Source organism: Paenibacillus sp. FSL W7-1332, from assembly GCF_037969785.1.
In the GTDB taxonomy this organism is placed as follows: Bacteria; Bacillota; Bacilli; order Paenibacillales; family Paenibacillaceae; genus Paenibacillus_AQ.
Genome location: NZ_CP150209.1, coordinates 4876914 through 4899225 on the forward strand (window position 1 = coordinate 4876914; position 22312 = coordinate 4899225).

Below are 22312 nucleotides of genomic sequence, written 5' to 3' on the forward strand. Positions count from 1 at the left end.
CATTAATCCAAACAAAGAATCATTTCGTACGTTTGAGCCACCGATGCATAAATCCTTTGATTCCCTTCGGAGCTTCAGGCTCTGTGGCAGCAGGGACGGTCATGTAGCGAAGCGCGATCCGTCTGATATCACTAGAGGCGTTACATCGCGGATAAGCTGCTGTAAATGGGACCTGCCGCTTTACCGCCTGGACAACATGCGTATCATCGGCAATCGAACCCAGCAGCTTGATATCGATATCCAGGAAACGCTGGGCCGTCAAAATAATTTTGCCCGCTGCTTCACGTGCCTCCTCTTCATCTCCCGCACGATTGACAATCAGGCTGAACGGAACCTGACATTCCGTGCCGTGCACCACCTTGATTAACGCATAGGCATCTGTGATGGACGTCGGTTCCGGCGTCGTGACGACTAGGCATTCATCAGCGGAAGTAATAAACCTCATGTTTTCCTTGGACAAGCCAGCTCCCGTGTCAAAAATGATATAGTCCATTTCCGAGGAAATAATTTCGATCTGTGAAATAAAATAATTCATTTCCTCTTCAGACAGGGACATCATGTCAGCCAAACCGGAACCTCCGGCAATGTAAGGAAGCTTGTCTGGTCCGTATTGAATTACTTCTTCAATGCTCTTCTCCCGGCGAATGAGATGATACAAGCTGTACCGGGAGCTCACGCCCATAAGAACGTCAATGTTTGCCATCCCGATGTCGGCATCAAACACCAATACCTTTTTGCCCATCGACTGTAAAGTCAGCGCAAAATTCAGTGTGAAATTGGATTTCCCAACCCCGCCTTTACCGCTGCTGACCGTAATAATCTTGGCGGTTCTTGGGGATGTTGGTTTAACGCTGTTCCCTGATTGCTGAGAAGAAACCAGCTGGCGGAGCGATTGAGCTTGATCCGTCATGTGCGAATCTCTCCCAGCAGCAGATGGCATAACCGCTCGCTATCGGCCATCAGCAGATCATCCGGCACATTTTGACCATTGGTCATATAGGACAAGCGAAGGTTATGGGCATCAATCAGATTAAACAAGGAGCCGTAGCTGCCGGTCTCATCCATCTTCGTGAAGATGACCTTATCGAGTTCGTATTTGCTGAAATGATCCGCGATTTCGATCATATCGCTGCTCTTGGAGGTCAGGCTGAGCACAAGATAGGTTTCGCTTTGATCGGAATGGGAGAACAGGCTTTGAAGCTCGGAAACGAGCAGCTCATTCCGATAGTTCCGACCTGCAGTATCCATCAACACCAAATCACAATCCTGCAGCTTCTGAAGGGCTCGCTGCATATCACCGGGCGATTGCACGACTTCCATCGGCACATTGAGAATGGAGGCATAGGTGCGCAGCTGTTCAACGGCAGATATCCGATACGTATCGGAAGTGATAAAACCTACCTTGCGTTGGTTACGGAACAGCTGCTCCGCTGCGATCTTCGCAATCGTGGTTGTCTTGCCGACCCCTGTCGGTCCGGCAATATATACAATCCGGGTCTCGGGCTGAACACCGCCGCCAATACGCCCCTCAAGGAACGCCTCGGCTTGCTTGTAAATCACGTCCTGCAGTTCGGCCTCGCTCATCTGCATTTGACTGGCTTGCCAGGCTTCTTCTGCGGCAGTGAGCCACTCTTCCGTCAGCTTGGCCGAAAGATCCTGCTTAAGCAGCTGATCCCGAATGAAATGCAGCGGCTCGGGTAGCTGCTGCGCTTCGAGATTTTGCCTGGACAATCGCGCGATCCATTCCTTCATTTCCTTAAGCTCTTCAAGGACTCTTTGTTCGGATTCACTAATTCCCAAACGGGAACTTAATGGCTCCTCCTGTCCTCCACGAGATGACTTATCAGACTTCTCAGATCCAACGGATGCAGCCGTTTCCGCTTGATCGCTTCGCATCGCGGCTTGTACAGGTGCTGCAGGCTGTTGCCCATGACCCACTTCATCCTTGTCCCTGTTAACGGCCTCCTCGGAAGCAGCAACCTGGCTAAGAATCTCTGCAAAACGACTATAGTCATCCTCCTGCTGTACGCCGGAGGCTGAATCCGTGTTATTCACGGAATTCATGGAGGCTTGTGAACCGGGCTTCGAAATTTCAGCCGTTCGTTGATAGGCCTTGGGTACGGCACCAGAAGGTACTGCAGGCGTAACTTTGGACTTCATCGGAGCAGAGCCTTTGGATTTCTCCGCTTGCTCTACTGCCGCGATTACCTCGATCTTCTTGCGGGTAAACATACCCAGGAATCCGCCCACCTTGGTTTCCTTCGTACTCAGTATGACGGCATCCGCACCTAAATCCGTACGAATGTGCTGCATCGCCTCAGGCATCGTGTCGACGATATACCTCTTCACTCTCATAAGTTCACCACTCCGACACTTTGAATTTCGACGTTCGGCTCCAGCTCACTATAAGACAACACCGGAATATCCTGCATGCTTCGTTCAATGACCTGCCTTAAATACATTCTTATGGCCGGTGAGGTAAGCAGAACAGGCTGCTGCCCCATCTGAATGATCCGGTTAACCTGTTCACTGAGCTTCTGAAACACGCTCTGTGTCGATGCCGGGTCCATGGCAAGATAACTTCCTTGGTCGCTCTGCTGGACGCTTTCGGCGATCTTCTTCTCAAGCTGCGGTCCAACCGTGATGACCCGCATAGCCTCTCCCTCTTGAGCATATTGCTGGGTAATCTGCCGCGAGAGAGCTTGTCTTACATATTCGGTAAGGACATCGGGATCTTTCGAGTAATGTCCATAATCCGCAAGGGTCTCGAGAATCGTGACCATGTCCCGGATCGAGATTTTTTCGCGGAGAAGCTTAGCTAATACCTTCTGCACCTCTCCAATGGTCAGCACGGAAGGAATGAGCTCGTCCACAAGGACCGGATAGCTTTCTCTGATGTTATCAACCAATGCCTTGGTCTCCTGGCGTCCAATCAGCTCATGGGCATGTCTCTTAATCAACTCGGTCAAATGGGTAGCCACAACGGACGGTGGATCGACTACGGTATATCCGGCAAGATCCGCCCGCTCTTTCATGGCTTCATCTATCCAAAGCGCAGGGAGCCCGAAGGCCGGTTCGGTCGTTTCGATGCCCGTTACGGAATCATCCTCGTACCCAGGGCTCATGGCGAGGTAGTGATTTAATAATAATTCACCGCCGCCGACAGCATTCCCTTTTATTTTTATGACATATTCATTCGGTTTTAGTTGAATATTGTCGCGAATTCGGATAACCGGTACGACAAGTCCCAGCTCAAGTGCGCATTGTCTCCGAATCATAATGATCCGGTCCAATAAATCTCCGCCCTGCTGCGCATCTGCGAGCGGAATCAACCCATACCCGAATTCGAATTCGATCGGGTCAACCTGAAGCAGGTTGATCACACTTTCCGGACTTCGAACCTCTTCGATTTGCTGTTCCTCCTCCATCTGCTCCACCTCGACCTGCTTGCGATCCAGATTGTTCTGCATCCTCCGTGCCGCAATAAGTAAGATGAGTGCAATCGGTGCGGTCGTAATCAGGTGAATGGGTGTGAAAATCCCTAGCAACAGAACGGTACCTGAAACAATGTACAATAGATGAGGGTATGAGAAGAGCTGCCCTGTCAGATCCTCCGCCAGGTTCCCTTCCGAAGAAGCTCTTGTAACAATCAGCCCCGCTGCAGTGGAAATCAAAAGCGCCGGAATCTGACTGACCAATCCGTCCCCGATCGTCAGGATGGAGTATGTGCTCATCGCGTCTCCGAATGACATTCCGTGAATCGAGATCCCGATGATAAATCCGCCGATCAGGTTGATCAGCATGATGACAATCGTAGCGATGGCGTCACCCTTAACGAATTTACTTGCACCATCCATAGCCCCGTAAAAGTCGGCTTCCCGCTCAATTTTTCTTCTCCGCTCCCTGGCTTGCTGCTCATTGATCAAACCTGCGTTCAGATCCGCATCAATACTCATCTGTTTACCAGGCATCGCATCGAGCGTAAATCTTGCCGCAACCTCTGCTACCCGCTCCGAGCCTTTGGTAATGACGATGAACTGTACGACAACGAGGATCAAAAAGACGATGAATCCAACCGCAATTTCGCCATTCGCTATCCACTTACCAAACGTGGCTACAACCTCGCCCGCACTAGCTTCCGACAGGATCAGCTTCGTTGTCGAAATGTTAAGCGCTACACGAAAGAGTGTCGTGATGAGCAATAAGGAAGGGAAGATGGAGAAGTCCAAGGCTTCCTTCGTATTCATGGCCACCAGCAAAATAATAAGCGCCAGCGAGACATTGATAATCAGGAGTACATCGAGCAGCCATGCCGGGATCGGAAGAATCATCATGAGTACGATGCCAATGACACCCGCAAGGACAGATAGATCTTTTATTTTCACTGCAATGACGCCTCCGGTCCCTAATTATTTCACTTTACCTTTTAGTTTATATACATAGGCCAGCACTTCCGCTACGGCCTGGAACAGGTCTCCCGGAATCGAATCCCCGATTTCCGACCGTTGGTACAAAGCGCGTGCCAGCGGCTTATTTTCCATCGTTATAATTCCGTGTTCCTTCGCTATTTCTTTAATCCGCAAGGCCATGAAATCCTGACCCTTCGCAATGATCTGCGGAGCTTCCATCATGGACCCGTCATACTTGATCGCCACTGCAAAGTGGGTCGGGTTCGTGATGATAACGTCGGCATTCGGGACTTCCTGCATCATCCTCTGCAGTGCCATCCGACGCTGGCGTTCCCTGATCTTCCCTTTGATCAGCGGATCGCCCTCCATCTTCTTGTACTCGTCTTTGATGTCCTGTTTGGACATTCGAATGTTTTTTTCATAATCATATTTCTGATACATGTAATCCAAAACGGCCAGAATGATCAGCCCGATGGCAATCTTAAAACCAAGTGACATGGTGATATCCGCCACGAAATGAAAAATGGTGTCGGGTCCCATTGTCGACAAGGACGATAATCCTTCCCTGGCAGCCCACAAGGTGGTGTACACGAGGTAGCCGATGATGGTCAGTTTGATGACCGATTTCAAAAACTCGACCAAGGAACGCATCGAGAATATGTTCTTGAACCCTTTGATGGGATCGATTTTACTGAACTTCATTTTCAAAGTCTCGCCCGTCAGCATAAACCCGACCTGCAAGTAATTGGCGATCAGCGCAACAACGAACACCGAGATAAACAACGGAGCCAGCAGAAGCAATATTTGAACACCGTACTCCCCGAATAACTGCATCACATTGTCTTTCGTTACGTCCATGGAGAGCCGATTAATATAAATGTCAGTAAACAGTCGAACGGTGCGGTCTCTCATATACCCGCCGAAAATTAACAAGCAAAAGAATGCGGCCAGCAAAACCGATGCACCCGATACCTCCATACTTTTGGCAACTTGGCCTTTCTTACGTGTATCCTGGCGTTTCTTCGGTGTGGCTTTCTCCGTCTTTTCGCCAGCGAACAGCTGTAAGTCGACCGGATACCGGTATGACATCCGCTTCACCTCCATCCTCCTTAAGTCGGCCCCTCGCCAAGAACGCCGAGTAGCTGCCGGAGTGCTTCAAACATTTTGGCAAACAGATGATCAAATAGTGACACCAGCATTGGCATGAGCAGCATCAGCAGCACGAGTCCAACGATGATTTTGACGATTATACCGATAACAAATACATTGAACTGCGGCGCCGTCCTTGCCAGAAAGCCAAGCCCGACATCGGTCAGGAACAAAGCGGCTACCAGCGGAGCGGCCATTTGAAGTGCCAATACAAAGGAGTGCGAGAATGTCCGTACGAGAAAATCCGTCACATTACCGTCATGAATCTTCCCAAACACATCCCCCGTAATCGGAATCCAATCATAGCTGTACATAATCGCATCAAACAGGTAGTGATGGCCATTCATGCTCAGAAATACCAGTAGAGCAAGATAATACTTGAAGTTACCGATTAATGGGCTGGAAGTCCCTGTAAAAGGATCGATGACATTTGCCATGCTGAACCCGATCTGAATGTCAATTAATGCACCTGCCGTTTGAACGACGGTCATAATAAGATAAGCAGTGAAACCAAGCAGCAGTCCAACCAATACTTCCTGGACAATTAATATGACGTAAGACAGATCTTGCGGAACCACTTCTCCGAGCCCGAACGAAAAATATACGATCAGGGCGATGATGGCCGAAAGGCCTATTTTGTAAGAAGGGGGTATACCGCGTGAAGTAAACACTGGCGATATTACAAAAAAAGCTGTTATTCGACAAAATATAAGCATAAAAACAGGTAAACTTTGCTGCAACCATTCCATGGACACTCAGCCTATCCGATATATTTGTAGAGATTGTCCAAAATTCCGTGGGTAAAATCCACTAACGTCGTTAATATCCAAGGACCAAACAGCAATAATGATATAAGTACGATAATAATTTTTGGTACGAAAGCCAGCGTCTGTTCCTGGATTTGTGTTGTCGCTTGAAAAATACTGATGATAAGTCCGACAACCAGTGCGAGAACCAGCATCGGTGCGCTCACCTGGAGCACAATATAAACCGCTTGTCCTGCCAGACCGATAATAAATTCAGCGCTCACGGCTAAGTCCCCCTGTATTCGAATTACTTGCCGCTTATTGCTACGTGTTAAAGCTCATCAGCATGGATTTCACTACCAAATACCAGCCGTCTACCAGAACAAAGAGCAAAATCTTGAATGGCAGCGAGATCATGACCGGCGGCAGCATCATCATACCCATCGCCATCAGCACACTGGCAACCACGATATCGATGACCAGAAACGGAATGAAGATCATAAAGCCCATTTGAAAGCCCGTCTTCAGCTCACTAATGGCAAATGCCGGTACCAAAACCGTTAATGGAATATCCTCATAAGATTCGGGTTTCTCTGCGCCTGTGTAATTCATGAACAACAATAGATCCTTTTCCCGCGTGTGCGCGAACATGAACTTCTTCATGGGATCTTGAGCCTTATCCAGCGCTTCCGCTTGGGTGATCTCACCTTTCAGATAGGGCTGCAGCGCTACATCATTCATTGATGACAACGTCGGAGCCATTACGAATAAGGTAAGAAACAGAGCCAGGCCGATCAACACTTGGTTTGGCGGTGTTTGCTGTGTGCCGAGCGAAGTACGGACAAAGCCAAGCACGATAACAATCCTTGTAAAACTAGTCATCAGCACCAGTATCGCCGGTGCAATGCTAAGAATGGTGATCAGGAGTATCAAGGACAAGGAGCTTGTCCCCGGTGTATCTCCCTCATTGCCGATTTGAATATCGATGTTTGGAATCGGATCCGCAAATGCCGTATGGGAAAACAGAAATCCAAACAATATGAAAATCGCGATAGCGTACGAGATCTTTTTATTCATGAATCTTTATGATCCTCCCGCAGCAATTCTTCGACCTTTTCTTTCCGGTTCGGTACGCTGCGCAGCTTGGACTCGAACACTTCATGGAAAGAAGATGTATCGTCCAATTCCATTTCTTCCGGTGGTTTGTCTTTACGGAGTTTTGCCGCCAGTTTCGTTATAAAAGGCGGCAGTGCCCCATTATGTATTCCAGAATCCTGTTCAAATGCAGCTTGGATAAGCGCAACTTCAGCTGGATCAGAAATTTTGTCCACCAACCGGACGTCTTCGCCAACTCCGATCACATAGATGCTGCCCCCAATTTCGACGAGCTGAAGGGATTTGTTAGGGCCCATCCCAACCGCACCCAAAGTACGAATGGAGCGGCCCTGCATCCAGCTCTGATTCTTTCTGCTGAGAAAGCGAATCAGGAACACGATCAACGCAACGATGATGGCAAGTACGATAAAGACATAAAATAACTGTAAATAATACCCGGTAGTACTACTTGAGCCTAATCCATCAGAAGCTGCCATCATCATAAGAAGAACCCTTATACGCCAAGCGTCTTATTGATGGCTTCAATGACTCTGTCCGATTGGAACGGTTTAACGATAAAGTCCTTGGCTCCAGCTTGGATCGCATCAATAACCATCGCTTGTTGGCCCATGGCAGAGCACATAATCACTTTTGCATTCGCATCGACTTTTTTAATCTCTTTCAGCGCTGCGATACCATCCATTTCCGGCATCGTAATATCCATCGTAATCAGATCTGGACGAAGTTCTTTAAATTTCTCGATTGCTTGCGCACCGTCCTGTGCTTCTCCCACAACCTCGAATCCGTTTTTGACCAATATGTCACGGATCATCATTCTCATAAATGCAGCATCGTCCACAATCAGAATTCGGTTAGCCATTGATAAAAATCCTCCCTAAAATGTTTGTGCTATTGTAATTTTTGAATCCGGTCCCATTGGCTCACGATATCCGTCACGCGTACACCAAAGTTCTCATCGATGACAACGACCTCGCCCTTGGCAATCAGTTTATGATTGACAAGGATGTCTACAGGCTCACCGGCAAGCTTGTCCAGCTCGATGATCGAACCTTGCGACATTTCCAGGATATCCTTAATTTGCTTTTGAGTCCTCCCTAATTCTACGGTGACTTTAAGGGGAATGTCCATCAGTAAGTTCAGATTGTTTTCATCCACCTGGGTGTACGGCGCAGATTGCAGATTAGCAAACTGTACGGGCTGTACATTCACATTGCGATTCGGCATGCCGCCATATTGTTGCGGCTGCGCTTGGTAAGGCATCTGCGGCTGTCCATATGGCATGGATTGCGGGATCGGCCCTCCCTGTCCCTGCATCGGCTGGCCGTAGCCTTGTCCGTAGTCGTATCCTTGGCCCATATCATTGCCATTCACAGGGTTAGCCGGTGCTTGAGCCGGTTCCTGGGTACTGACAGGTGCTTCCACCGCCGGCGCGGCTTCCTGCTTCGCAGGCTGAGGCTCTTCCGTTCCGTTGATAAGCATGTGAACCATATCCTTGGAAAAATGAACGGGAAGCAGCTGCATAATGGTTGAATCAATAAGGTCACCGATAATTAATCGGAATGAAATCTTAATCAGTGTTTCATCCGGCGGAAGGTTGTTAACCCCTTCACCTTTTGCCATGTTCAGAATGTCAATGCCAGGCGGCGATATATTGACAAACCGGTTAAAAATCGTCGACATGCTCGTTGCGGAAGAGCCCATCATCTGGTTCATCGCTTCCTGAACGGCACTGATATGAATCTCGTTCAGTTCCTCTTCCACGGGGTTGCCTTCCCCGCCTAACATCAGATCAGCAATGACCTGAGCATCGCGTGTTTTAATGACTAGAGAGTTAATTCCTTCAAATCCATCTACATAAGTAACATGTACCGCTACATGCGGCTTCGGAAATTCTTCCTCAAACTCGCTTCGCTTAATGATCGACACTTTGGGTGTCGTGATATCCACTTTTTTGCCCAGCAAGGTAGACAGGGCGGTTGCAGCACTGCCAAAGGTAATGTTACCAATTTCGCCGAGCGCGTCCTGCTCTAAAGGTGTTAATACATCATCGACAGTCGCCGCCGAAGGAATTGATGCTGGTGATGCCATTTCCGACTGTTTTAACAAAGCGTCGATTTCTTCCTGGGATAAATAGTCTTTACTCGTCAAATTCTTCAGCTCCTTCGATGACAATTTCATCGATTTGTACAGCAACCCGGTCTTTTATCGTTCCGGGACTGCCAATAAACTTTAATCTGTCCCCAACCTTAATGGAAAGTCCATCATGCATCGGCTTGTTTAATGAGATGACGTCGCCGACGCTCAGTCCTAAAAATTCGGACACGGTAAGCTGTGAAACGCCCAGCTCGGCAACAATCGGAAGCTTGGCCTTGCTTACACGCTGCTTAAGAGCATCTACTTCCTCTGGAACACTCGCTTTTTTCTCCGAGATAAACCATTGATGCGCCGATAGCTTGGACATGATCGGTTCCAGCACCACGTGCGGGATACACAGATTAATCATCCCCGTGGTATCGCCGATTTTGGTGCTAAGGGAAATTAGCGCAATGGTTTCGTTTGGAGAAACGATCTGCATAAATTGCGGATTCGTTTCCAATGCTTCAAGCCGCGGTGAGATATCCAGCACCGTTTTCCATGCTTCCTGCAGACTGTCGAATGCCCGGCTGAAAATGCGTTCCATGATGATCGTCTCGATTTCGGTCATCGAGCTGATGGAAGAAGGAGCAATGCCTGTTCCTCCCAGCAAACGGTCCAGCATCGCGTAAGCAATGTTTGGATGGACCTCGAGCACCATGCGCCCGACAAGCGGTTCCGCTTCGAATATATTGAGAACTGTCATTTTGGGTATGGAGCGAATAAATTCATCATATGGAAGCTGCTCAACCTGCACCACGTTGATTTGCACAAAAGTTCGTAATTGCGCCGAGAAGTATGTGGTCAAATATCGTGCAAAGTTCTCGTGAATGCGGGTCAAGCTCCGAATATGATCCTTGGAAAACCGGAGTGCCCTCTTAAAATCATAAGAACGAATTTTCTTTTGCGTTTCCTCTTTTTTCAGTTCTTCAGCATCCATTTCCCCTGAAGAGAGAGCGGCCAATAAGGCGTCGATCTCATTCTGCGATAAAACATCAACCATCTACTCACCCCCTTACAGGTCGTCCGACGAACAGTCTAGATTTCAGTGACGATAACATCTGTCATTTCAATTTGAATTAAACGTCCAGACGTTAACGACTTATTAACCAGATTCACCAGTTTAGCGTTAAATTGTTCGCGCCCCTTCGAATCATTCAGTAATTCGGGCTTCGTATCGGCCAACGTCTTGATAATAATCGGTTTAATCTTGATATTCTTGATTTTTTCGAATTCTTCCTTTGCTTTTTTGTCGTTAAGCTGGAAAGCAAAGGACATCTGGGCGATATAGTTTGGTTCGGCTAAATTTGTCTTGATCCCGGCGATTTCCGATGTCATCGCCACGATCTCATCGGCAGAATACTTAGGTAAAGCCGCGGCATTGGCTGAAGCCTGACTTTTACCGTTATCGCCAAGTAATTTATCCGACAATAGGAAGATCGCCAGAACAATCAGCGTAATGGATAACAGGATCGTAATTAACCAGGGGAGCATCTTTTTCATGAAGGTTCCTCCAATTGCTGCACTTTAATGGTAGCTTGATGAATGCCTACCTCGTGATGATACGCCTTAACGGAAGCGATGATTTCATTTGCACTTTCAAGCACAATCATGCGTTTTCCATTAATCAAAGTAATGTAGGTGTCAGGAGTCTCCTCAACCATTTCTATCAACAGCGCGTTAAGCCACAGCTGCGAACCGTTTAACCTCGTTACCGATATCATGGACAGCCTCCTTGTTTAATCAGGGAGGGGATTGCCCCTCCCTATCCATCCTTATCGTTTCAGATTGACAACTTCTTGAAGCACTTCGTCCGAAGTCGTGATAATCCGGGAGTTGGCTTGGAAGCCGCGCTGAGCGACGATCATTTCCGAAAATTCACCTGTCAGATCAACGTTGGACATTTCGAGCTGACCGGCAATAATCGCACCGGTTCCTTCTTCAGCATTGTTCCCTTCGAACATGACAGCATCCAGATCACCATCAGGGACTGCATTAAGCGTAACGCGATACATATTGCCGCCGATTTTCTCAAGACCTTCCGGATTCGGTACTTTCGCAATGCCGATGATGGCTCCCTCTTCCGTTGATCCGTCACTCATCTTCTGAATAATGGCGCCGTTTTGCGCAATCGTGAATGCTGTTACATCATCGCCCAACTGGATAGGATCACCATTTGCATCAAGAACGAGCATACCATCCGAAGTTACCAGGTTACGCGCTACGTCTATATGGAAGTCTCCAGCTCGGGTCAAGAAAGGCACATCTTGATCCTCGCTAAGCTTCACCATGAAAAAACCGTCTCCGTCGATTCTCAAGTCCGTTGGATTCGGAGACATCATCGCGCTGCCTGGGGTATGCATGGTATCAATCGAACCGATCGATACACCAAGACCGACCTGCTTCGCGTTTACACCACCGGATGGATCGTCGGTTCCCGGGGTAACACCGGACATCGTTTGACTTAGTACGTCTTTAAACATCACACGTCCCGCTTTAAACCCAACTGTATTTACGTTGGCAATGTTATTACCAATAACATCAAGCTTGGTTTGGAAACCTCTCATTCCGGAAATACCGGAATACATGGATCTTAACATCGATTTTCCTCCTTCAGTTATGGACCGCTTCTGTCGATCAGCGGCCGCCTGGCTTCCTCGCGGGCCAGCCAGATTTATGAAATAATTACTGCACTATCTATTTGCGTAAATACGTTATCCTTCATCGCGTTGCCATCCATTGCAGTGACTACGGTCCGATTCGGAATATTCACGATGAGAGCCATATCCTTCATCAGAATGAGTGACTCCTTGCTCCCCTTCGCCGCAGCTTTATCCACCGCGCTCTGGATCTGCGCAAGCTGATCACCCTTTAATTCAATGCCGCGCTGCTGAAGTCTCTTTGCCGCATGATTGCTGATTTTAAGCAGATTCTCATTTAAAAGTTCCTGAAACGTCCCAGCTGGCGGGTTAGCTTGAGCTTGCGTTTTACGCTCATTATGAAGTGCCGCGGGATGTATTTTTCCAGGGTATAAATGCCCTATCATCATGCGGTCACTCATGGCGCTACTCCCCCAGGCTCTTCTCCCCCTTGTCCAGGATCTACGGCCTCAGGAGCTGACGGCTCGGGATTGCCTGTTTCGGGTACGGAAGGATCGGGATTTGTTATTTCAGGTTCTGTCGGACCTGGACTGCTTGCGTCAGGTACGGAAGGACCCGGATTCGTTGTGTCAGGATCAATCGGACTTCGATTATTTGTATCAGGTACTGCAGGACCAGAAATCAACGCTTCTGGATCATTCTCGGTTACGGCGTTCTCGATTTTCACAATCTGGTCAAGCGATACTTCACTGTCGCCGACTTTGGCATAATGTACGCCTTCACGAACAATGATGGAATCTACGATACCGCTTTTCATGACGGAATCCGAACCATCCTCGGGCTTGAACATCCAGCTGATCTGTTTACCGATCAAACTTGAAGCAGCACCTAAAGACTGACTCATTGCCGTTAATTGAGTATTGATATTCATCAGCTGCTCCAGGGAAGTAAACTGGGCCATTTGGGCAATAAATTCCCGGTCCTGCATTGGCTGAAGCGGATCCTGATGCCTTAATTGCGTAATCAGGATGCTCAAGAACTGATCCTTTCCAAGCTCCTGGCCATTCCCGCTTTTACTGCTGACATTCCCTTTAGCATAATTGGGCCACATATTATTCGTAGACACCGGATTTGTTGCCATCCAAGCTCACCTCCTCACTGTTAGGCTTTAGCGGTAAATGTTCCTGCTTGTACCCGTTCATCGTCGGCTTGGTGCTCGGCAATCCAATCGTTTAGTTCTTCTGTCAGATTTGCTGCCAGCACGGCATCATCGGATGGTCTGTCCTTCTCCTTCGAGCGATGCTGTGACTGCTGCTGGCCTGATCCAGGCTGACGGCCGTCTTGATAAAGATTCGCATTGGAAGGCTGGCTGCTCTGTGTAACTTCAATTTTCTCGATCTGCAGTCCTTGTGCAATCAATGCGCTGCGAAGCTGTGCCATTTGCTGGTCAATCAGCTCTTTAGCATCTGTCGACCGCGTCATGAACTGGGCGATTAATTGGCCATTCTGCATCGTAAGTTTGATATCTACTTGACCCAGATGTTCCGGATTCAAGGAGATTCTCGCTTCCGTAAAACCGGTTTGTTTCACGATTTCAAGCTTATTAATAATGAAAGAAGTCATTTCGCTTGAGAAATTCTCAACAGGTACCGGCGGAGCTGCAGGTTTTACTGCAACTTGCGTTCCTGAACGCAGGGCTAGTTGTCCGGCCGTGACCGTTCCTTGCTCCAACAGCGAAACTCCTTCATTCATCATGAACTCAGATGCTGTACCCTCTACTTGAGTGCTCGTCGTCAGCGATGACCACTTGGCATTCGCCTGTCCCGTTGTTTGAGATGAAGCCGACTGTCCTGAAGTATTCGTGGATACAGTAGGCTGAGCGGCATCCGGCTGTTTTTGAGCAAGGATATGATCAAAGCTGCCGCTTGCTTTAGTCTCGCCAGTCCCAGTTCCTTGAACAAGCAAACCATGGAATGATTGGACAAGCTGTTTTACAGCAGCTTCGGTATTTAGATCCACCTGACCAGATTTGGAAAGCATCGATGCCAGCTGACTGATCGTATCCTGTACCGCGAATCGAATAGTCTCCGGTCTGGAAGCCAATGGAGACATCTCATTCCCACCCGCGTTCTCTTGTGCCTGGGAAGCAGCTCCGCTCAGCATAACATTCGCTTGCGTGAGCCAGTTCTGCAGCTCTTGCAATAGGGATGGATCCTCCATCAATGCCTGGTCCATGGTGTCCAGCTCCTGCAGCAAACCTTGAAGCAATTCCATCAAGCCTTCAAGCGATGCATCGGTTTCCGAAGAATACTGCGTTAGCAAGGATTCCAGCTTGGCAGCGACTTCCGTCGATGTTGTTGAAGCGCTGTTCCCGCTGCTATTCATCTGGTAAGCCAGTGTCGCATCAAAGGAAACACCCGCTGTCGACTGACCCGCCGCGCTTGCCTTTCCGCTTCCCGAGGGACTGCTTACGGATGAAGACATATTTTGTACCGTTATTGTCATCGTCTTATTTCACCTCCCTTCCTGGGGATGGAGATTCATTTCAGAGCTTATTTAGAGCCCATCAGGCGATTCAATATCTTTGCTGCCAGCTCCGCATCTTTCGAGGACATCGCATTTAAAATCCGTGAACGCGTTGCATCATCCACTGTATTTAGAATGGTCATGGTCTTAGCAGGGCTGATCTTATACGCTTGCATCAGCAGTTCGGCAGCGTTGGCGGGTGTCATTCCGGCAAAGGTCTGATTCAACTGGTTTTTATCCAGATTGTCGGATGTCTTCTTCTGGGCCGCCTCTGTATCATTCTTCTTGAGCCTGGATTGCAGTGCCGCGATGGCCATATCTTCAGAAGTCTCGGCATCTTTAAGCATCATGGTTGCATCCGCGGCCGTTTTGGGATCCATTTTTTGCAGAATGGCAACCCGATTGCTGCTCTTCATCTGACTAAGCATAAGCACCATTTCTTCCAGCGTAAGGTTTTGCATGATCGGTGCCGCTTTGCTTGGACTCATGTCGGCGTAGAGCTTGGACAGTTCGCGAATTTGCTTGGTATACGCGTCTTCCTCTTCGGTCTCACCGCTTGTCGATGTACTCTGCATCGAATCAATTTGGGTTTCCAGCTCTTTCACCTTGTTTTCCTGCGCTGTTTTTTGCTCCGTTACTTCATTTAATGTTTCTTCGCGTTCGGCAAGCTGCTTCTTAAGTTCAACAATCGTTGCTTCCGCGCTTTCTTCCTGCTGCTTCGCTTCTTTGAGTTTCTGTTCTTCCGGGGTCAGCACCGGATCCGGGACCCAGTTCTTGACGACCGGAATTTTATTGGCTACATCGATTAGTCCATCCCGCACATCGGCTCTAAAAAATACGGCAAGCGCCCCGAGCAGTACAATCGTGAATATAGCAGGTACCAAAATCAACAGTATCCGTTCAAATCCTCCGCCTGATTCTTCCTTATCAAGCGGCATGTCTTTTCGTGCCACTCTCATTCCTCCTTCGCGGTCATAACCCTTCGGTGTTTGCAAACCTTATCGGGCTTTGATCGCAAAACGTACCGTCGCCATTTCGTCCAGCTCGTTTTGTTCCCGAAGGAGACTTTCATGCCGGAACTTTTCTTGGGATTTATCTCTTGCTTTCAGCCACACTTTTTCGTCTAGCATTTTGTCGGACAATACCTTTTGTTTCTTGGTTACATTGACATGAGCGATCCGTATGTCATCCCGCTTACGCTCAATGCATTCTTCCAAGTGCTCTGCGTATACCTGAATGTTTCGGATCTCAGCGACCGGCACGCACCGTGATGCAGCCTCCTGCTGAGCGTGATACATTTGATCCCGCATCTCATACAGCTCATTCAGACATTTCTCTTCCGCCTGCAGCTTCCCGATGGCGCTTGACAGCATCCATTCGGCTTGCGTTTTCTCATTGCTTTTCAGGTCTACGATTTTCTGGAATGCATAATGAAATTTCATTCTTCAAAGTCATCTCCTTGAAAACTCGGAAATCAAACGTTCCTGAACCTCATTCAATGTTGTCTTCTCATTCACTTTTTGCTTCGTGAAATCCCATATTCGCCCGATATATTCGATCGATTCATCGATATCGGCATTCGAGCCCTGTTGATACGCCCCGATATTGATCAAATCCTCCGAGTCCTTATATATCGCCATCAGTCGCTTTACGTTCTCGGAAGCATCGATTTGTTCTTCTGGAGATATATCTTTCATCACCCGGCTTATGCTAGCCAGCACATCAATGGCCGGAAAATGCCCTTTATTTGCGATATTCCGGTTTAGAACGATGTGACCATCAAGTATGCCTCTAACCGCATCCGCGATCGGTTCGTTCATATCATCACCATCTACCAACACCGTATAAAAGGCTGTAATCGAGCCCGTTGGCCCTGTGCCTGCTCGTTCCAGAAGCTTCGGCAGACTGGCAAATACAGACGGAGTATAACCGCGCATGGCCGGCGGCTCTCCTACGGCTAGTCCTACTTCTCGCTGCGCCATCGCATAGCGGGTAACGGAATCCATCATCAGCATCACATTCAGGCCGCGATCCCTGAAATATTCGGCGATCGTTGTAGCGATCAAGGCCCCTTTAATGCGGATGAGTGCCGGTTGATCCGAGGTCGCAACAATTACGACGGACCGCTTTAACCCTTCGGGACCCAAATCCCGTTCTATGAAATCCAGCACTTCGCGTCCACGTTCCCCGATCAAAGCTATGACATTGACATCGGCAGAAGTGTTTCTCGCGATCATTCCCATCAGGGTACTCTTCCCGACGCCGGATCCGGCGAATATACCGACCCGCTGGCCTTTGCCGATGGAGAGCAATCCGTCAATCGCGCGGACGCCGATGCTGATCGGCTCCTGAACCCTCGGCCTATTAAGCGGGTTCTGTGGAACGTTATGGGTTGAATAGTGCGGCATGCGCGCCGGAATGATAGATCCGTCCAGCGGTTGTCCCAATCCGTCGAGCACTTTGCCAAGCAGTTCCGAACCCACTTGCACGCTCAGTGGTTTGCCGGTACCGACTACATCACAGCCAGGACCAATGGAGTGAAGCTCGCCGAGAGGCATCAGCAACACCTTATTATCTCTGAAACCCACGACCTCCGCCTTGAGCGGCTTGGTTTGCTTCGTGGGATAGATATAACAAACATCGCCGATGCTTGCATCCGGCCCTTCGGACTCCACCATCAGTCCGATTACCTGTGTAACTTTACCATTGATGCGAACGGGGTCCAGATGCTTCAGATGATCCATGTACCGCGCGCTATTCAGCTTCTTCATCTTGATTTCTCCGTTCCTCGTCATCAAGAGCGAACCGCACGAGCTCTTTTTTGATCTCGGATAGCTGTGTATCGATCCGGGCATCCACGCTTCCGAAAGAAGACCTGATCACGCAGCCGCGATCCTTAACCGTGGAATCCGGCAAAATTTGAAGTTCTGCCTGAGAGTCGATCGATAATCCGAGCTCTTCCCGTGCCGCGTATACAAATTCGAATTGTTCAGGAGCTACGCAGAGGGAGATGACTCCTTTTTCCCGCTTGCGTGCCAGATTCTTTCGAATCAGCTCCAGCGTGAAATCAGGTTCGATCGTCAGCTGACGATCCAGTACTTTCTCCGCGATGCTGCAGCTGAGCTCCACCAAAAAAGGCTCCGCTTCTTGAATTAGATCATCCTTGGCTTGATGGGCAAGCTGAAGCAATTCGCTCGCCTGTAATGTCGCTTGCTCCATCAATTCCTTCATCTCAAGCTCTGCCTTGGCTGAACCTTCGGCATATCCTTGATTAAAGCCTTCCATCTTCAGCGTTTCGGATAAATCCTCGTCCTGAAGCCTTCTGTCGGTCCACCACGCTTCAATCTGCTGCTGCGCTTCGGCCAACAGCCGTTCCGCCTCTTCCGAAGCTTCGCGGATTTGTCGTTCGGCAAACTCCTGAGCATCCTTCAGCATCTCATGCTTTAAACGTTCGGCTTCAGCCAGTGTTTGTACGACAGCCGGCTCGGCAGTCGGCGGAGTATATTCCTCTACCGTTTCCTCGGTTGGCGAAGCGTAACGACGAGCAAGATCCAACTCTTTCAACACATCCATCGGTTTATAGTGGGACGATTTGATCAAGTTAGACAATGATGTCATCTCCTCCGCCACGGGCAATAATGACCTCGCCCGCTTCTTCGAGTCTTCGGATCGTGCTTACAATCCGAGTCTGAGCTTCCTCCACATCACGCAGCCGCACCGGCCCCATGTATTCCATCTCTTCGCGGAAGGTTTCGGCCATACGCTTGGACATGTTGCGGAAAATGACGTCCCGTACTTCTTCGCTTGCCACCTTGAGTGCAAGCTGAAGATCGGCGTTCTCGACATCGCGGATAATACGCTGGATCGAACGGTTGTCCACGTTGACGATATCCTCGAATACGAACATCCGCTTCTTGATTTCTTCGGCGAGCTCGGGATCCTGGATTTCCAGGGAATCGAGGATCGTTCGTTCCGTACCACGATCCACACCGTTCAGAATTTGAACGATGGATTCAATGCCACCCGCACTCGTGTAATCCTGAGTAACCGTCGCCGACAGCTTCTGTTCCAGCACGCGTTCCACCTGGGCGATGACTTCTGGTGAAGTACTGTCCATGACTGCAACCCTACGCGCTACTTCGGCCTGCTTCTCTTGCGGAAGCGATGATAGGATTGCGGATGCCTGCTCGTATTGAAGATACGACAAGACGAGTGCAATGGTCTGTGCATTTTCGTTCTGGATAAAGTTCAGAATTTGGCTTGGGTCCGCTTTGCGGGCAAAGTCAAACGGTCTTACTTGAAGCGTTGCTGTCAGTCTGTTGATCACTTCCATCGCTTTTTGCTGTCCAAGCGCCTTCTCCAAAATCTCTTTAGCGTAATTAATACCGCCTTGCGAGATGTATTCCTGGGCCAGGCAAATTTGATGGAATTCCTGAATAATGCTATCTTTTTCATCACTGTCGACTTTACGAACATTCGCAATCTCCAGCGTCAATTGTTCAATTTCTTCATCTCGAAGATGCTTAAATATTTGAGCAGACACTTCCGGGCCAAGTGTAATGAGCAGTATAGCCGCTTTTTGACGTCCGCTTAACATTTGGTTATTTCCCTTAGCCAATGCTTCCACCTCTATTCCTCAGCTAGCCATGTGCGAAGTAAATTCACGAATTCATCTGGCTTCTTCTTCGCCAAGGTTTCGAGCTGTTTACGAACCTGGCTTTCATTGGTTATACTTTCGAGATTAATCGATGGGAATTCCGTAACTGGCGGAAGCTGAATATCATCTTCAAATTCTTCCTGCTGCTTTCTGCGTCTGCGGATTATGAAATAGGTTCCTCCAGCAATTAACGCCAACGCAGCGATACCAATCCCCCATAATACAGGCTGAGAAAGAACGGTTTTCGGATTTTCATCCGCATTTACATTAAATACCTGTGAAATAACCGAAACTTTTTTGGACAAATCAGCGTCTGTATAAGTAGAGCCTGTATCCGAGAGCGATGCACGCACGATATTAACCAGAATGTTCTGTATTGCCGTTCTTGTCGCGTCATCCAAAGTTTGTTGACCGGCAGGTGGTTCAACCGAGACATTAATGGTTAAATCTTTAACAGTATATGGACTTGCTATGATATCCTTCGTAATCCGGTTAACTTCATAGTTAACGGTTTTGGAGAGCTCTTCCGAGTTCGTTTCCCCGCTTCCAGAATCGCTTGGATATCCCGGAACAGCTTCTTCGCCTACGCCGGCTACTCCGCCGGTTGGACTACTGGTTCCCGAATAGTTCTTCTGGATCTCCTGAACACTGAGCTCAATCCCCTTCATTTCTTCTTCATCAACAGGGGTTACGATGTTTTCCTTGCTCTGCACCTGATCAAAGTTCAGTTTGGAAGCGACCAGAACATTGACTTTATTCGATCCCATGTACTGCGAGAGAAACTGCTGAACATTTTGCCTAACGTCGCTTTCGAATTTTTTCTGAAGCGCGAAGTTTTCTTCCACCTTACCCATCAATCCACCTTGACCGCCTTTAGCTGTTGCGAGCAGCTCGACTTCGTCATTGGTGATTGTAATGTTCTCAACCGGTAAGTTCGGAATGGCCGTCTTCACGAGGTTATAATACCCGTCTATGACTTCTTGATTAGGCCGATAGCCTGGTTTGAATTGCACAACTACGGAGGCGCTGGCTTGATCTTCGTTTCCGTTTTTTGCAAATACACTTTCTTTTGGCAAATTCAACAATACCGTTGCATCCTGGACGCCCTGCATCTTCTCAAGCAGTCGTTCCACTTCGCCATTCAGTGCATTTACATATTTCACTTCGAATTCGTTATCTGTCATCCCGATGGCTGATGCGTTCTTCTCGAAGGTTTCGAATCCGATCGTACCATTCTGTACAAGTCCTTGCGACCCTACATCAATCTGGACTTTAGCTGCGCTCGTACTCGGAACCAGGATGCTTCTGCCATCCTCGCTCAGCTTGTAGGAAATCCCTTGGGTCTCCAGGTGGCTGATGATTCCTGCAGCGTCGCTGGAATTTAAATCCCGGAATGCTACTTCGTACTTCGTCTTGGAGAACTGCATCGTTAGTACGATTAGAGCAATCAAAACAAATGCTATTGTAGCGATTAACATTATTTTTTGTTTGTTGCTGAATTGGTTCCAATACTGGGTCATTCTCTCCCGATACTGGGTAATTCTCTCGTTCACATTGTCACCCCATCCGAAACTTTGCTAGAAACATTTAGATTTGCGTGCGCATGATCTCTTGATAGGCTTCTACCACTTTGTTTCGGACCTGTGTTGTGAGCTGAATGCTCAACAGAGCCTGTTGGGCGGATATCATCGCCTGATCTACGTTTACTTGTCCAATCATTAATTTATCGCTCATAACATGTGCATTTTGTTCCTGTGATGCCACAGAGTTCAGTGCTTCATTCAGGTAAGAGCCAAAATCGCGAATCGATTCGGATGGAGTCGCTCCATTTTTCACTTGCTCCTGCAGTTGAAGCGGCTGCACGCCCTGAACACTGAACATTGCATTTTGAATCATTTCTCTCTCTCCTCCTACAATATGGGCTTATGTATTTTTCACTTGTTATCTACCGATCTCCAGCGCCTTCATAATCATCGCTTTCGAAGCATTGATCGCCGTAACATTAGCTTCGTACGAACGGGTAGCTGCTATCATATCCACCATTTCCTTCGTAATGTCCACGTTAGGCATAAAGACATAGCCTTCCGCATTCGCATCAGGATGTGTAGGGTTATATACCTGTTTCAGCGGGGTTTGATCTTCCCGTACCTGCGCAACCTTTACCCCTTGTCCCGCATTCTGACCATTCATCTGAGCTCTAAGAAGTCCTTCAAATGATTCCTGCTGCGGTTGTAAAACAACCGTTTTTCGACGATACGGAACGGCTTGGCCGTTCTCGATTCGCGCGCGAGTGGTTTCCGCATTGGCTATGTTGGAGGAGATGACATCCATTCGAAGCCGTTGTGCTGTTAGAGCTGATGCATTAATACCGAAGCTATTGCTAATATTCATGAACCCTATCTCCCTTCAATAGCTGTACGCATCATTCGAATCTGCTCATTTACAGCTTGTATGTATGAATTATAACGGAGCTGATTCTCTGCAAGCAGCGACATTTCTCTGTCTGCATCGACATTATTCTGGTTGTTATTCATGGAGCTGCTGCCATCCTTCATGACCGAAGCCTCAGGAATCCCCCCGGTTGAACCAATGACAAAATGTCTGGGATCTGTTCTTCTGCCCTGTAATGACAATTGGGCACCATCCATTTCTTTTTTCAGAAGACTCTCAAAGGATACCTCGGATCTCTTAAAATGAGGAGTATCCACGTTGGCGATGTTGTTTGCAATCACATTGTTTCTGAGATTAGCTGCATCCAAACCGCTTTGAAGCCGTTGAAAAGAACTATTATTCAACAGATTCACTAGCTCATTCCTCCTGACTGGACTTTGCAGAAAGGTATTCCACTCTTCCTAGCTAAATCCTCTTTTTTCGACAAATCATATAATCCGTATGAACTAACCTAGGTCTTAAGTAGAAAAAGACAACATGATGTCACATAAACTAAGTTTCTTAAAGTTTGGGACTTTTTACAAT

General features: G+C 48.3%; 26 protein-coding genes. All 26 read right to left on the bottom strand.

The features are described from left to right. Window positions 1-19: 19 nt before the first annotated feature. Window positions 20-910, bottom strand: coding sequence for a MinD/ParA family protein (locus tag MKX98_RS21870; RefSeq protein ID WP_071220096.1), 891 nt, complete (start codon window positions 908-910; stop codon window positions 20-22). Further along, window positions 907-2355, bottom strand: coding sequence for a flagellar biosynthesis protein FlhF (flhF, locus tag MKX98_RS21875; protein ID WP_339218324.1), 1449 nt, complete (start codon window positions 2353-2355; stop codon window positions 907-909). The genes MKX98_RS21870 and flhF overlap by 4 nt, the downstream gene beginning before the upstream one ends. Then, window positions 2352-4385 (bottom strand): flagellar biosynthesis protein FlhA, encoded by a 2034-nt coding sequence (gene flhA / locus MKX98_RS21880; RefSeq protein WP_194543566.1) that lies wholly within the window; start codon window positions 4383-4385, stop codon window positions 2352-2354. The genes flhF and flhA overlap by 4 nt, the downstream gene beginning before the upstream one ends. A gap of 24 nt (window positions 4386-4409) precedes the next feature. Next, entirely contained in the window at window positions 4410-5498 is a 1089-nt protein-coding gene (gene flhB / locus MKX98_RS21885; RefSeq protein ID WP_194544873.1) for a flagellar biosynthesis protein FlhB, read from the bottom strand. A gap of 20 nt (window positions 5499-5518) precedes the next feature. Beyond that, on the bottom strand, window positions 5519-6307 hold the full coding sequence (gene fliR / locus MKX98_RS21890) for a flagellar biosynthetic protein FliR (RefSeq protein ID WP_339218326.1): 789 nt from the start codon (window positions 6305-6307) through the stop codon (window positions 5519-5521). 11 nt (window positions 6308-6318) lie between these two features. Then, the gene (fliQ, locus tag MKX98_RS21895; protein ID WP_071220092.1) at window positions 6319-6588 is read right to left on the bottom strand and encodes a flagellar biosynthesis protein FliQ; all 270 of its coding nucleotides are present in this window, start codon (window positions 6586-6588) and stop codon (window positions 6319-6321) included. A gap of 40 nt (window positions 6589-6628) precedes the next feature. Beyond that, window positions 6629-7381 (bottom strand): flagellar type III secretion system pore protein FliP, encoded by a 753-nt coding sequence (gene fliP / locus MKX98_RS21900; RefSeq protein ID WP_076324981.1) that lies wholly within the window; start codon window positions 7379-7381, stop codon window positions 6629-6631. Further along, a complete protein-coding gene (locus tag MKX98_RS21905) occupies window positions 7378-7902 on the bottom strand; it encodes a flagellar biosynthetic protein FliO (protein WP_071220090.1) in 525 nt (174 codons plus the stop codon). The genes fliP and MKX98_RS21905 overlap by 4 nt, the downstream gene beginning before the upstream one ends. Window positions 7903-7913: 11 nt before the next feature. After that, window positions 7914-8279, bottom strand: a complete 366-nt coding sequence (locus MKX98_RS21910; protein WP_006211317.1) for a response regulator — start codon at window positions 8277-8279, stop codon at window positions 7914-7916. A gap of 29 nt (window positions 8280-8308) precedes the next feature. Further along, window positions 8309-9568, bottom strand: a complete 1260-nt coding sequence (gene fliY / locus MKX98_RS21915) for a flagellar motor switch phosphatase FliY (RefSeq protein WP_194543568.1) — start codon at window positions 9566-9568, stop codon at window positions 8309-8311. Beyond that, on the bottom strand, window positions 9558-10556 hold the full coding sequence (fliM, locus tag MKX98_RS21920; RefSeq protein ID WP_100538068.1) for a flagellar motor switch protein FliM: 999 nt from the start codon (window positions 10554-10556) through the stop codon (window positions 9558-9560). The genes fliY and fliM overlap by 11 nt, the downstream gene beginning before the upstream one ends. A gap of 35 nt (window positions 10557-10591) precedes the next feature. Continuing rightward, complete coding sequence (locus MKX98_RS21925) at window positions 10592-11056, bottom strand: flagellar basal body-associated FliL family protein (RefSeq protein ID WP_339218329.1); 465 nt, start codon at window positions 11054-11056, stop codon at window positions 10592-10594. After that, window positions 11053-11277: a flagellar FlbD family protein gene (locus tag MKX98_RS21930; protein WP_009594749.1), complete on the bottom strand. Its 225-nt coding sequence runs from the start codon at window positions 11275-11277 to the stop codon at window positions 11053-11055. The genes MKX98_RS21925 and MKX98_RS21930 overlap by 4 nt, the downstream gene beginning before the upstream one ends. Window positions 11278-11328: 51 nt before the next feature. Beyond that, on the bottom strand, window positions 11329-12153 hold the full coding sequence (locus MKX98_RS21935; RefSeq protein ID WP_339218331.1) for a flagellar hook-basal body complex protein: 825 nt from the start codon (window positions 12151-12153) through the stop codon (window positions 11329-11331). Between the two features lie 74 nt (window positions 12154-12227). Further along, window positions 12228-12614: a TIGR02530 family flagellar biosynthesis protein gene (locus MKX98_RS21940; protein WP_339218332.1), complete on the bottom strand. Its 387-nt coding sequence runs from the start codon at window positions 12612-12614 to the stop codon at window positions 12228-12230. Further along, window positions 12611-13294: a flagellar hook capping FlgD N-terminal domain-containing protein gene (locus MKX98_RS21945; protein WP_339218333.1), complete on the bottom strand. Its 684-nt coding sequence runs from the start codon at window positions 13292-13294 to the stop codon at window positions 12611-12613. The genes MKX98_RS21940 and MKX98_RS21945 overlap by 4 nt, the downstream gene beginning before the upstream one ends. A gap of 20 nt (window positions 13295-13314) precedes the next feature. Continuing rightward, window positions 13315-14658 carry a flagellar hook-length control protein FliK gene (locus tag MKX98_RS21950; protein ID WP_339218334.1) on the bottom strand — a complete coding sequence of 448 codons (1344 nt, stop codon included), beginning with the start codon at window positions 14656-14658 and terminating at the stop codon, window positions 13315-13317. Window positions 14659-14705: 47 nt separating this feature from the next. Further along, window positions 14706-15638: a kinesin gene (locus tag MKX98_RS21955; RefSeq protein WP_339218336.1), complete on the bottom strand. Its 933-nt coding sequence runs from the start codon at window positions 15636-15638 to the stop codon at window positions 14706-14708. 39 nt (window positions 15639-15677) lie between these two features. Continuing rightward, window positions 15678-16121: a flagellar export protein FliJ gene (gene fliJ, locus MKX98_RS21960; RefSeq protein ID WP_339218338.1), complete on the bottom strand. Its 444-nt coding sequence runs from the start codon at window positions 16119-16121 to the stop codon at window positions 15678-15680. Window positions 16122-16130: 9 nt separating this feature from the next. Continuing rightward, window positions 16131-17450: a flagellar protein export ATPase FliI gene (gene fliI, locus MKX98_RS21965; protein ID WP_194543574.1), complete on the bottom strand. Its 1320-nt coding sequence runs from the start codon at window positions 17448-17450 to the stop codon at window positions 16131-16133. Next, window positions 17434-18288 (bottom strand): FliH/SctL family protein, encoded by an 855-nt coding sequence (locus MKX98_RS21970; protein WP_339218341.1) that lies wholly within the window; start codon window positions 18286-18288, stop codon window positions 17434-17436. Before MKX98_RS21970 ends, fliI begins: the two co-directional genes overlap by 17 nt. Next, window positions 18281-19297 (bottom strand): flagellar motor switch protein FliG, encoded by a 1017-nt coding sequence (gene fliG, locus MKX98_RS21975; protein WP_071220479.1) that lies wholly within the window; start codon window positions 19295-19297, stop codon window positions 18281-18283. Before fliG ends, MKX98_RS21970 begins: the two co-directional genes overlap by 8 nt. An 11-nt stretch (window positions 19298-19308) precedes the next feature. Then, a complete protein-coding gene (gene fliF / locus MKX98_RS21980) occupies window positions 19309-20889 on the bottom strand; it encodes a flagellar basal-body MS-ring/collar protein FliF (protein WP_194543576.1) in 1581 nt (526 codons plus the stop codon). A gap of 34 nt (window positions 20890-20923) precedes the next feature. Continuing rightward, the gene (gene fliE / locus MKX98_RS21985) at window positions 20924-21232 is read right to left on the bottom strand and encodes a flagellar hook-basal body complex protein FliE (RefSeq protein ID WP_071220077.1); all 309 of its coding nucleotides are present in this window, start codon (window positions 21230-21232) and stop codon (window positions 20924-20926) included. 45 nt (window positions 21233-21277) lie between these two features. Further along, window positions 21278-21727: a flagellar basal body rod protein FlgC gene (flgC, locus tag MKX98_RS21990; RefSeq protein WP_194543577.1), complete on the bottom strand. Its 450-nt coding sequence runs from the start codon at window positions 21725-21727 to the stop codon at window positions 21278-21280. A 5-nt stretch (window positions 21728-21732) separates the two neighbouring features. After that, entirely contained in the window at window positions 21733-22140 is a 408-nt protein-coding gene (gene flgB, locus MKX98_RS21995) for a flagellar basal body rod protein FlgB (RefSeq protein WP_071220075.1), read from the bottom strand. Window positions 22141-22312 lie beyond the last annotated feature (172 nt).